The organism is Paraburkholderia sp. BR10882 (genome assembly GCF_040948855.1).
Lineage (GTDB): Bacteria > Pseudomonadota > Gammaproteobacteria > Burkholderiales > Burkholderiaceae > Paraburkholderia > Paraburkholderia nodosa_A.
The window spans coordinates 1-11,848 of sequence record NZ_JBFPKP010000024.1 but is presented as its reverse complement, the minus strand read 5'-3'; the positions used below and the strand labels follow the sequence as shown (position 1 = coordinate 11,848).

Annotated in this window: 9 protein-coding genes and 2 pseudogenes; 6 read left to right on the top strand and 5 right to left on the bottom strand. The window is 57.1% G+C overall.

Features of this window, described 5'->3' with window-relative positions; genetic code table 11:
- The first annotated feature begins 773 nt into the window (after nucleotides 1–773).
- A complete protein-coding gene (gspD, locus tag AB3X99_RS35555) occupies nucleotides 774–2,984 on the top strand; it encodes a type II secretion system secretin GspD (RefSeq protein ID WP_368619614.1) in 2,211 nt (736 codons plus the stop codon).
- Nucleotides 2,985–3,220: 236 nt separating this feature from the next.
- Here gspD and AB3X99_RS35550 read toward each other — a convergent pair.
- Nucleotides 3,221–3,741 (bottom strand): annotated as a pseudogene (locus tag AB3X99_RS35550) (transposase); the annotation flags it as partial.
- Nucleotides 3,742–3,862: 121 nt separating this feature from the next.
- On the bottom strand, nucleotides 3,863–4,777 hold the full coding sequence (locus AB3X99_RS35545) for a DPP IV N-terminal domain-containing protein (protein WP_368619613.1): 915 nt from the start codon (nucleotides 4,775–4,777) through the stop codon (nucleotides 3,863–3,865).
- A 1,482-nt stretch (nucleotides 4,778–6,259) separates the two neighbouring features.
- On the opposite strand from AB3X99_RS35545, the gene AB3X99_RS35540 reads away from it, so the two are divergent.
- Nucleotides 6,260–6,655, top strand: coding sequence for an efflux RND transporter permease subunit (locus AB3X99_RS35540; protein ID WP_141710968.1), 396 nt, complete (start codon nucleotides 6,260–6,262; stop codon nucleotides 6,653–6,655).
- Nucleotides 6,656–6,666: 11 nt separating this feature from the next.
- Complete coding sequence (locus tag AB3X99_RS35535) at nucleotides 6,667–7,071, top strand: hypothetical protein (RefSeq protein WP_368619612.1); 405 nt, start codon at nucleotides 6,667–6,669, stop codon at nucleotides 7,069–7,071.
- A 119-nt stretch (nucleotides 7,072–7,190) separates the two neighbouring features.
- On the opposite strand, the gene AB3X99_RS35530 is transcribed toward AB3X99_RS35535, so the two are convergent.
- Nucleotides 7,191–7,526 carry a DUF3757 domain-containing protein gene (locus tag AB3X99_RS35530; protein ID WP_368619640.1) on the bottom strand — a complete coding sequence of 112 codons (336 nt, stop codon included), beginning with the start codon at nucleotides 7,524–7,526 and terminating at the stop codon, nucleotides 7,191–7,193.
- Here AB3X99_RS35530 and AB3X99_RS35525 point away from each other — a divergent pair.
- Nucleotides 7,432–7,704, top strand: coding sequence for a hypothetical protein (locus AB3X99_RS35525; RefSeq protein WP_256095114.1), 273 nt, complete (start codon nucleotides 7,432–7,434; stop codon nucleotides 7,702–7,704). The genes AB3X99_RS35530 and AB3X99_RS35525 overlap by 95 nt on opposite strands.
- Before the next feature lie 884 nt (nucleotides 7,705–8,588).
- Here the strand turns inward: AB3X99_RS35525 and AB3X99_RS35520 are convergent.
- Complete coding sequence (locus tag AB3X99_RS35520) at nucleotides 8,589–8,867, bottom strand: hypothetical protein (protein WP_141710967.1); 279 nt, start codon at nucleotides 8,865–8,867, stop codon at nucleotides 8,589–8,591.
- A 136-nt stretch (nucleotides 8,868–9,003) separates the two neighbouring features.
- Between AB3X99_RS35520 and AB3X99_RS35515 the strand changes: the two genes are divergently transcribed.
- Together AB3X99_RS35515 and AB3X99_RS35510 are read left to right on the top strand one after the other, a co-directional pair.
- On the top strand, nucleotides 9,004–9,594 hold the full coding sequence (locus AB3X99_RS35515; protein ID WP_368619639.1) for a DUF4158 domain-containing protein: 591 nt from the start codon (nucleotides 9,004–9,006) through the stop codon (nucleotides 9,592–9,594).
- A gap of 259 nt (nucleotides 9,595–9,853) precedes the next feature.
- Nucleotides 9,854–10,058 (top strand): annotated as a pseudogene (locus AB3X99_RS35510) (transposase domain-containing protein); the annotation flags it as partial.
- Between the two features lie 124 nt (nucleotides 10,059–10,182).
- Here AB3X99_RS35510 and AB3X99_RS35505 read toward each other — a convergent pair.
- Nucleotides 10,183–11,848, bottom strand: a 1,666-nt coding sequence (locus AB3X99_RS35505; RefSeq protein ID WP_368619611.1) for an FAD/NAD(P)-binding protein, incomplete at its 5' end; no start/stop codon positions are given.

Below are 11,848 nucleotides of genomic sequence, written 5' to 3'. Positions count from 1 at the left end.
TGCTTGATGCATCCAAAAAAAATAGCGACTTATACGGAACGAACCCGCGCTGTTACGATTCGTACATCGTTGCCACGGGGCTAGGTGCGAGCGCGGAGTTGGACGCCGTCCAAGCGAATTGCATTGCCACAGGGTTTGCGCTGGTCGCACACGGCGATCTGTCGAATCCAGCTGCGCGGAGTTGTCGCGGCCCGTGACAAGCTAGTTCAGCGCGCCTCCGATGCCTTTTTTGTTCGCGAGCTTGGAGCTCGAGAGCGTGATGCGGCGGCCGCGCTGGATTGCCACTGTCCGTGTGTCCTCGCAAGGATGGCCCTGTCTACTTCGAACCGGTCAAAGTGTGCTAGGGCGGTCTCGCAATAGCAGTCGCCATCTGCGTCGTAGGGCGGCTCCGTGTAGCGACGGTCAGGATATTTGACCACCTCGTTCACCGAGCTGGTGGTCGGAATCGGCTCAGCAGCTCGGCTGCCTCAACTGCATCGTGATGATGAGGCGGATGGGCGCGCTGTTCCATGGTCTGCCAAGGCCTCTTGACGTCGCTGTTCATCGCCACGCCGTTCGTTCTTCTGCAATGTGGCGGCCATGGCCTGCCGTGCAACTGATTGCTACCCACCGTTGCATGCGTAGCGATCGTGTTTCCCCTCATGCGGTCCTGCTGAAGTTTGACGACGACTTGCGAACAAAGCGGCAGCTGTCCACAACGTAAATGCGCTGTGCGTGTTGATTCAACTGCCGGCAAATCCACATAGACTGTTAACCTAACAAGAACAAACCGTATGGCTTTACGTCGCATCGCAACCGCATTACTGCTGGCTGGATTGATTACCGCCCATACCGCGCAGGCAGATGTGATGCTCAATTTCGTCGATGCCGGCATCGATCAGGTCGCCAAGGCGGTCGGCGCGGCGACAGGGAAGACGATCATTGTTGACCCGCGCGTCGAAGGGCGGCTGAATCTCGTCTCTGAGCACCCTGTTTCCGAGGATCAAGCATTGAAAACTCTGCAGTCTGCGCTGCGAATGCAGGGTTTCTCGCTGGTGCAGGATCACGGTGTGCTCAAGGTCGTGCCCGAAGCGGACGCGAAAGTGGAGGGTGTGCCGACGTACATTGGAAATGCGCCTTCGGCACACGGCGATCAGGTCGTCACCCAGATCTTTCGCCTCAGGAACGAATCGGCGAACAACCTCCTGCCAGTGCTGCGTCCGCTCATCTCGCCGAGCAATATGGTTGCGGCCTATCCATCGAATAATACGATCGTCGTCACGGACTACGCTGATAACGTCCGCCGCATTGCGCAGATCATCGCGGGCGTCGATTCTGCGGCCGGCCAGCAAGTGCAGGTAGTGGAACTGAAGAACGCGAATGCGACCGACGTTGCGACGCAGATGACCAAGATGCTCGACCTTGGGTCGATCGGCAATACGGATGCGACGCTGAAAGTCTTGGTGCAGGCCGATCCGCGCACGAATTCGCTAATGCTGCGAGCGTCGAACGCAGTGCGCCTCGCGGGGGCGAAGTCGCTGGCGAAGCAGCTTGATGCGGCAACCGGGCGGCCCGGTAACATCCACGTTGTGCAACTGCGGGGCGCGGATGCCGGGCGTCTTGCGAAGACGCTGCGCGGCATGCTCGGCAAGGGCGGCAATGATTTGATGTCCACAGGGGGCGGTGGTGCCGCGAACTCGTTCAACCAAGGAAACATGGACTCGTCGGCGGGCACGCCGGGCCAGCCCCCACTGCCAGGCGGATCCTTGGGCGGTTCGTCATTCTCGTCGATGGGAAGCAATGGACTTGCAGGCGGCGGCAACAACGGCGGTCAAGGTAACAACGCGGCGTTTCTTGGCGAAAAGGAAGGCGGTGACAGTGAAGAGAACCAGCCCGGCGGGATGATCCAGGCCGATCCGGAGACGAATTCGTTGATCATTACCGCGTCGGACGCCGTCTACGGCAATCTGCGCAGCGTGATCGATCAGCTTGACGTCCGCCGCGCGCAAATATATATCGAGGCGTTAATCGTCGAACTGTCGGCGACGACAAACGCGAACCTCGGCATCCAGTGGCAGGGTGCGCTGCTTTCGAATGGTGGAAACAACGGTCTCTACGGCAGCTCCAACTTCAATTCCAACGGCAGCCAGGGCATCGTGAACCTGACTGCGCAGGGGGCGATCATCGCGAACGCCCCCGCCGCAGCGCTCGCGACGAAGGGCGCGGACCTGCTGAACAACGGCCTGAACGTAGGCCTGCTGCACCGCTTCGGCGACGTGTTCGGTCTCGGGGGGCTGTTGCAGGCGCTGTCGCAGTCGAGCGACGCGAACGTCCTATCGACACCTAACCTCATCGCGCTCAATAACGAAGAGGCGAAGATCGTCGTTGGCTCGAACGTGCCTGTAGTGACGGGTTCATACGCCACGCCGACCGCGAATGCCGCAACGTCCGTGACCGCATTCAACACGTTCGATCGACAGGATGTCGGGATCGTGTTGCACGTGAAGCCGCAGATCACCGACGGTGGCATCATAAAGCTGCAAATCTATGCCGAAGCTTCGTCCGTCGATTCGGCATCGACGAACAATCAGGGCGGCGTGACAATCAACAAGCGCTCGGTGCAGTCGACGGTGCTGGCCGATGATGGCGAGATCATCGTGCTCGGCGGCCTGATAAAAGATGGGTACGCGAACGGCAACAGCAAGGTGCCGCTGCTAGGCGACGTGCCGTGGATCGGCCAGCTGTTCCGTTCGGAGCAGAAGAGCCGCGAAAAGACGAATCTGATGATATTCCTGCGTCCGGTCATCATCGACGATCGGGATAAGGCGCAGGCTGTCACGTCGAACCGCTACGACTATATTCAAGGTGTGCAGGGCGCGTATCGTCAGGACAACAACCTGATGAAGGACGACGACGACCCGGTCGTGCCGCAGAAGCCGGTAGGCCCAAGTCAGGGCGGGTCAGCCCTGAATCTATTCGATCTCGACAAGATGCGTCGCCAGTAGATCGATGTCTTGGTTTTCATGTTGGGATGCCCCCCTATGCGGTTCATCAAGCGTTAAGGGCTGACTTGTGTTCGGAAAAGGTCCCGTCGCATGGCGAACAGGACGTCGTAGCGTCGCCGTGCCAGTGAAATGAGCGCTTGGTTTTGTCGCTTGGACTGCTGGACTTTGCGTGCGTAGAGAGGGCCGTAAGATAGGTCTCTAAGGCCACGAGGGTCGATAGAAGCAAGTCGCCGAGCCAGTTCTTTCGTCATGCGCGGCCAGCCGTACTCACCCTTGACCTGCGCATGGATCGCGCGGATGTTGGCCAGCAAGGCATCGTCGCTGATTTGTACCGGGCTGTGCCTCTCCCGGCCCGCTGCAGCCCGCTGACGCCGCTGGTGATACCCGCTCGGGCTGACCTCCAGCAACTCGCACAGCAGCGACGCCGGCCAGCGCTTGTGCTCCCGTTCGATAAAGGCGTACTTCACGTCGATTCTTTCGCAAAGTACGCTGCCGCCTTTTTTAGAATGTCGCGCTCCATCTTCAGTCGCGCATTCTCCGCACGCAGTCGAGCCAGTTCCATCTGCTCCTCGGTTACCGGCTTCGTACCCGGGCCGACCAGCGTTCCTTTTCGGTCCGCCTGCACCCAGTTCGAGATCGTCTGGCTCGACACCCCCAGAATCGCCGACACCGCTGCCAGGCTCTGGCCGGCCTTCACCAGCCGCACCGCCTCCAGCTTGAATTCCAGGGTGTACCGCGCACGCTTCAATTGGCTCATCTTCGTTTCTCCTTGCTGCAGTTTAAACCTCAGCAAGGGATACGTTTTTCAGGGGCAAGCTCAAAGCGCCATGCGTGGGGGAAGGTCGATACGCGACCAGAGGTCGACGTAGAAGCTACCGTCAGGAGAAAACTCGATGTGATGATTGGCCGGTTCTGGCGTAAGTGATGTCAGCCCCCTTTCCGTCGAAGCCAATTCGGTAGGCATGAACGAAATAAGGGTCCTCGCCGACATTCATTCCGCTTGCTTCAAACCAAATTTCCCTTCTGACTGGATCGATGTGGTCCACCGCGCGGACAATCCAGTCACCTTTGGTGATTTGGTTTTTTAAAACACCGGTACGGCCATTAAAGAGGTACAGATGTTCAAATCCATCGCGTTCGGATGCCCAGATAATTTCCTCTCCATCATTAACATTGTAGCGAAAGTATTTTCCGGAATCTATTTGGTTATTTCTTAAATCTGTATAATCGACGAACGTGGAGCTGACCTCATCGATCAAAGAGCGCGTACGGCCGGTGGCGGCCTCCACCTCGATTACTCGGTAGAGCTGATGGCCGCGTTGGTTGTACTCAAATGTAAAGCCTTCCCCATCCTTCCGCCAATTAATTTTGGAAAGGTCAAAAGGATTCGGGAACAAAGCATTGTCGATATTGATCATGCGCTTGTTGACTATGTCGAATAGTACCGGTTGCGGTCGCGGAAGAATATCTCCCGCTTTGGCATACTCTATTGGCTCATACTTGGCTTGATGGTTTGTTGCTGAGGAATTGACAAGCACGATTTGACGCGGTTGGCCGAGGGCGACACGGTAACCTGCGAGGTGATTGGAGTCAGGGGACCACTTTAGGGATGAGAAGACGTAATTGTTCGCTTCTGTCCCGTCCCAACTTAACGGTACATTTACGGATCCGTCCTTACTCATTAGAAAGACGTTGGAGTTTTTGATATATGCTTTCCACTTGCCGTCCGGTGAATCGATTGTGATTCGACTATCGCTTGCAGCCGTTGGCGTGAAGTCGTTATGAAATGGCAAGATTTCGCCCTGAGAGATCCTAGTGCAGATGTAGCTTGAAAGATCACAACTCCACTGAACGGAACCAATGGAGAACAGCAACTGGTTGCCGTCTTGTCCGATTTCGAAGCGGTCAAAGGGCAGCGAATTGCCTCGGAAATTCGAGGAGGCCGCCCTATTTAATGCTTCGGCAAGGCGGCCATGATCGAAAGCTGGTTGCTTCTTCCCAGTTTTGATATTGAGTTTAATGAACTGGCGCTCACCATGTGTCGTCCGTCGGTAGGCAAGGGTCTCGGGCGAAAGCCAGAAAGGGGGGTATCGACGAAATTGACAATTTTATCCGAGTATTGATAACGAACTGTGAGAGCCCGCTGAAAGTCTGAGGGGGTAAGAGGAAAGGGGGGGTATGGTTCCGTTCCCCTGGTTGTCAGCAGCCGATAGCAACGTGCAGTAGGAAATTAGAAGCAGAAAGATGGTGACAATTTTTTGCATGGATGTTTGGCCTTGACTATGTATAGGTGTATCGGTTACGTCGTCGGCTTACCTTGAGGCAATTTTTATGCCATCAGTGAATGCGAGTGGGTATGATCAGTGTCCGCTGAGCGCAAGCGAGGTTCCAGCGACCGGTGAGATTAACTGACTGTAGTGAGGTGAAGACCTTCGATAATCAGTGAAATACAAAGCAAACTGGCGGCACGTGGAACGGAGTCGCATTTGTTCGACACTGGCCTTTGTCATCTCGTCCTTGCCTCCCATGTTGTCGAGGAAGTTACAAACAGCAGGGCCCCTTCGCTCCACCAGCGTTACCCGGTTTCACGGCTACTACGGGCCCATCCGCCACCCTCTCGCCTTCGGTCCACTTCCCGGGTTCGCCGGTTATAGAACCTACCTTGCTCCGGCGATTTCGCGCCGGGGCGAGGAGGGCTTCTCCAGTTGCTCAGCATGTCCTTGTCTTCGTGCCGTCGCTTCCACCCCGCCGAAGTGGAATAGCCGTATCGGTCAGAATTCCGCTACCCATGCTGCCTTCACCCTCACGGTTGCGGGCTCGGCCCTCGGAGCTTTTCATTTTCGAGGCCACATCTACGTTCACTTTTGTTACGGCCCGATGACTCGCGCATTCCCCTAGGAAATGCCTGTCGATAGGCTTCAGAGGCTTGGTTTCCCCCCACCCTGCTATCCAAGCTACGGGGCCTCTGACTTCTAGCGAAGTCAGCTTGATAGATCGAGCAACAGAGTAAAGCTTGGACGAATGACGTCGAAAGGTTGCGTTGGCAATCGAGCGTGATGACAAGACTGGTCGGACCGTGACTCGCTGAACTTGAAGCATAATTCGAGCGTTGAGCTCGTGCGACAAATGAGGGACGAGTCAGCGGATTTCATCGGGGCCCGCAGCGAATGAGGCTGGCCGCGATGTCGATCGGGTTCTCGTTGCGAAACGTGTCGAATTAACACACAAGAAAAACTGGCGCATCGGGGGCGTTCATATAAATTATGTTGGTCGGCGTGTCCGACGAAGTCGTCGCGACGGTGGCACCGAAGATCGACGCGTTCAAGGCGAAGCTGCCGGGCGGCTACCGGGTCGAAACCAGCGGCCTATTCGAGGAAAGCGCGATCTCCCGGACGTCGGTCTTTGCGGTGGTGCCGGTCATGATCGTGCTGATGTTCACGAGCATGATGGTGCTGCTGGTGTGCTTCCGGCGTCTGGCCATGGAGGTTGCGGTGATGCCGCTGGGCCTGATCGGCGTGGTGCTCAGCGCTGCTGGTGTTCAACCGGCCGCTCGGTATCGTCGCGATTCTGGGCATTCTGGCGTTGATCGGCACGAAGGGGCTGATCGACGTATGCCCATGCCCGCGTCCCCGCACCGCTCACGTGGTTCGCCATGGTGCTGGCCTCGCTGATCGGGCTATGAGTGCTGTATCTGCACATCCCGGTTGGCACGCTGCTCGACGCGCTCGCGCCCGGGGCGCTGTGGCCTGTCCTGGCTGGCGCGGCGCTTGCCATCGGCTGGGATCGATGGAGGAGGAAAGTGCCTCGCGCACCGGTAGGAGATGTGGGCGTGATCCTGCGCGAACTCCAGCGGGGCGCAGCGGCGGTGGCGCGATTCGCGCAATGCGCGGATACCTTCGTGCGGGAATGGTCCGTGTCGTGTCTGACGCTGCTGCTGGTTGCGCTGCTGTCCGGATGCTGCCGTGCAACCAGAGGCCTTTGGGACGCGAAAACCAAGCAGAAGGTCGGTTCCAGCCAGATCCACCAGTTGGTGCTTCACATTGACCTGTTCTCGCAGCGGATGCCGGAGCAGATTCTTCTCCACTAAACGTACCGTTGACCTCGTCTGAATCTCGCTAGGATTCGCGAGGCGACAGGTCAATGTCCTTGAAATTGCACCAAGACGGCTCCCACCGGGAAGCCGCCGCTGCCGGACGCTCAGCTTGTTCAGGACCGTCGAACGACAACGAACCTACAACGCAACGCGGTCGGCTGAGTGCATTCATAGTAGTCAAGGTCGCGAAGGCCAGATTTCCGGCGCCATAAGCCTTGATCTACCCTTAGACTTGGTAGCGGAGACCTAGGCATGTACCGTAGATTCACATGTCCGCCTTTGGCAAGTTCGTAGGAGCACTGGACTGACGCCGATTGCACAACACCGTCATTATCAAGCTGCGGTGGATCAAACGTGGCTGAGGTGAATTCCTTGATATTGCCGTCGTCCGGTCCTCTCGCAAAACCCGTCCATTCCCCCTCGTTATCGCTGGTTGTTGCAGTGTACACGTTCCGCGCAATTTTGATGACGGCGGGCGTCGGGCAGCTTTCGTATGTTTCAGCAGCAGCGCAATACGATGCGCTGAGCGCAAGGGTAACAAGAAAGAGATTTCTCATCTTCGGCTTTATTCCTCAATTTTGCAATGGCAGTGGGCTAAATTATCTGAGCATCTGGCAATGCATTTAACGAAAATTAAAATGCAAGCCATTGCAGTTTAGATGATGTCTAATTCCGCCTTTTTAGAACTTCGATTGCGTGATCGCCTGAAATCGAGCACATAGTTTATACCGTAATAGCGCTAACCATAACAAATAAAATTTATGCGAGAGTCAATGTCGTTGATGGGTATGGCAGATCCATGTTTTCGAGGCGTTAAGGCATGGAATGCCAAAGCCCTGTAGTTTCCACCCCTCGGCTATCCTCGAAGCACCGCAGAGAGATAGCGAGCAAGCGCATAATACCGGATTGGCGAACGGCGGTAGGAGTTTGAGCCGACGATATTGCGGGCAAAGGATTCGAGAAAAAATGACGAAGATAACCCGGCGCATGCCCTCAATGGCGTTCGGCGCGAATGCGGCCACTCGCAATGGCCTTCCGCATATCGTGAAGGCCCCTGACCACGATTCAGCCGAATAGCGATCATAAGTGTAGAAGTTATGAGGTGGCGGATCTTTATGCCTTGGTGGAGTAAGGAAATCGGGCTGGGGATGCTTCCCTGAGCTATCGCGTCCGCTTGCGTCGTCGAGATGCAGATAGGTCAACGTGGTCAGCCAGCGCGGGACGGCCGAGTCCTTGGCCGACTGGTCTGAATGTGCGATTTCTTACGCGGACATCGTTCGCGCCAAACCCCGTATGACATCACTTAAAAGTGTCGTGCCGGGGACCGTCGGACGCTGCGGCAACGACCCGGAGTACGTCACCTTCGAGCCTTGCCTTCCACGAAACGATACGACGGAGGTCACGGGAAAGCGGGTTAGATTTTCCCAACCAGGCGCTCGATGCCCTGTATGATCTCGCGCCGTATTTCGGGTGGAACACTTTTATCAAATCCGATCTGATCGCGTAGCGCTTCAGCACGCTCTCTCGGGCGGGAGGCTGGTATTCCACGCCGCCGCAATCGCCGTTAGCGCGCTCTGATATTCCTCCAGTGTTGGATGATCGGATACCTCATCCTGAAGCATTTGCGCGAGAGCGCCAGGAGATTTTCTGCTCCGGCGGCAGTTCATTCCGATCGAGAACGATAGCGTCGGGTTCCCTGACTGAACCGCTCCCCGTCGCAATGCATCCAGGTCGCCAACGCCCAGTTTGCGGGCACGCGACGATTTTTTCTGCTGGCTGGCTTTGCCCATGTTTCTGCCCCTTCGCTGCGTTCTGAATCCGAAAATTATCGCGGCCAACTGGTTGCTCAAGACTGGCACAGGTGTGACGGCTTTGCCGGATTTTTTGCGCTACACTGGCCAGCCCATTCGAGATCCGGAATTCGGCATGGCGACCATCGAAAGTACCGCGTATCCGAGGTTTCCCAAGGTTTTTTCACCGGAGGAATTGCAAGCGTTCTATTCGCCGGACGTCGAAGAGCTCGAGTGGGTGCGCCGCAACGCGCGTGGCCAGTCCTCGAGACTGGGCCTGCTGGTTTTGCTGAAGGCCTTTCAGCAGATGCACTACTTTCCCTTCGTTGACGCCATTCCCCCCGCTGTCATCGAGCACATCCGGGCGAGCGCGAACATAGGCGCCGAGGCCGCATTCGGCTACAACAGGGCAAGGTCGCCCGTCTTGTTTCGTCACTATGCGGCAATCCGGGAATTTCTCTGCATCCAGCCCTATTACAACTCCGATACCAAAGGTGCAATACGAAGGCGGCTTACCGATTGCTTTCAAATCCGAAAGCTTGTGAGCAGGATATCGTGCGCGGGCACTTTGAAGCTACGCGAAGCTTCGAACGCTACGCCTCTTACACGATATCTCCTCAAACTTGCCCAGCTTGGCGGACATGGATCGAGCCAGTGCCCCGCCGCCCGGAAACACCGCGATCTGGAGAGGTTTGCGAAGACTCATCGATATACAACTCGGCTTTGAACTCTCAAAAAATCATGGGTTACCGCAAGTTTAATGGACCGCATACCGCCTTTCTTCCATGCCGCTGTCACGACGCGACGCGGGGCGTGTCTCCAATCGCCCTACGCGCCCCTACGCCGCGACCTGCATCGTCGTCATACCGCTCACAGCGCACTTAGCGCTTGCAGTATCTGGATTGTTCGCCCTTTGTCGCGACGTCGATATACGACGTCGCCTGAAAAGGGCGGACACTGACCGCCATCGACACCTAGGCCCCGCCAGAAAAAACTCGTTGTTTGCGGGGCTCACTTCGCGCCGGGGAACGGGCCTCTGCCATCATGAGCCTGATCCGTTCGGGACAACTGAACAGGCACGATCCGCTCGCCTATCTGAAGGATGTGCTCGCGCGCCTGCCCACATATCTCGCGACTGACATCGACGACTTGCTGCCTCACCGATGGGAACCTTCCGCCAGCGCTCTATAGATTCCGCGCGCGCCGGGCAAGGTGACTTCACCGGTTGCTTACATCACAAGGCAGGCGTCGATATTGGAGCCAGAACCAGAGCGTGCGCTTGCATCCATGACCCTGTCAGGCCACGCGCTCGCGTCTAACGTGCAGAAAACTGCCGCCTCATGATCTCCGTCATCCGCTCGATATGCATTAGCAATTCGGGCACCGCCGTCGCCTCCCAAAAGCGTCTTCTAAGCGCGGGGCCAATATAAAAGAGTGACGGATTCGTGCAGCCATTGACTCGGACTACGCGGTAAGACTCATCAACACACAACCCCGCCCAGTCAAATTTTGCAATCCCGTCGCGCCGTAACTGATCAAAAAGAGAATCGCACCCGTGTGCTATAGGCCGATGTAGGCGATCTGCATGCGGTACTGTATCTGACGCCGCAGCTGAATGAGCGGGAGCCATCCCGGCACCCGTGCAATTGACGAAATACGATGCGCGTACAACGCGCGAGCCCGTTGCTGCGCGCGGGCGAATAGCCAGCAGCAGCCCGTCGCCATGTGCGCTGATTGTCTCGATTCGCCCACTCATAAGCGAGAGGCGGCCACTCATCCTGAGTGACGCGACGAGCGCTGCCGTGGAAGGTGGCTGTCGGTGACGATGTGTTTCCCAGTAAGGCGCAATATGACGCACGAAAGCGCGCCGGTCGGCCTCAGACCAGTTTGACCAGATCTGCGGTACCGCAGGACGCAGGCTATCGATCACCTCGCGCCAGTCACCGCCTCTCGCGCGATGTTCAGCAATGACTTTGCGTACGGCGGTGAGGCAATGCCTAGGGCCAGCAGTCAGTTGATCGAGAAGCGCCCGCCGCGCTTGTGGCTGAAGTTTCGGCAGTGACCGGCGGTGGTGTTGGGGCAACAAACCACGGCGGGACATAAGAGTGAAGCACAACTTTTCGCTGCGCCGATGCAGCGCGTAAACAACGTCGAGTGCCGTCAGACCAGACCCGTACATGAAGAACTGGCTGTCATCCGGCACGGCCCGCAGTTTAACTGCGTCCCAGGGATTCGCGAGGAAACGTTGATCGAGTGAAGCGCCACCGGTCGCTGCTACAGTGATGGAGGGGCGGCCATAGCTGTGGCCCGTCGCAAGGACGACGTGATCGGCAGAAATCTCCACACCCGTGTGCAAGTAAACCTTCGTTCGGCCATCCTCTTCGGGCGCCAGCGCAACGGCGTATCCGTCGTGTTGAGAAAACTGATGCTTCCCCGACTTTCCTACTGCCTGTTTTAGCCGATGTGCAAGATAGTCACCGTACCATGCGCGTGGCAGGAAATCATCGGGTTCCGCAGGCCGGCCCCGCAGTCGGCAATAATCGACAAAGCCGTTCCCGTTGTCCCGCTCAACACTGAGGGCCCGTGCGGGTGCGTTCAGGAGCCAACCTTCCTCGTCCGACCGATAAGCAATGCCGCGCGAAACGCTATAGCTGGCATCGACCAGTGCGATCGACAGGGGCTTTGCGGTTTGATCCGATAGTAGCCATGTGGCGGTCATCGTCCCGCAAAAGCCGGCACCCACTATCACGATCGATACAGTCATTGCCACGGTTCCAATGGTTGTTCGTATCCGCTCGCGCAGAAAATTTATTTTGACGTTCACATGAATATTCGTGCCGATAGCGTCGCTTGCTGACCTTACCCCTGTTTGACGTATCCCATAGCCGAGGGAATTCAGGCGGCTCGCTGGGCAGCGAGCCAGTTCTTCTCGAACGTCATAGGGCTGACGTAATCGAGCGTCGAGTGTAGCCGATGGGCAT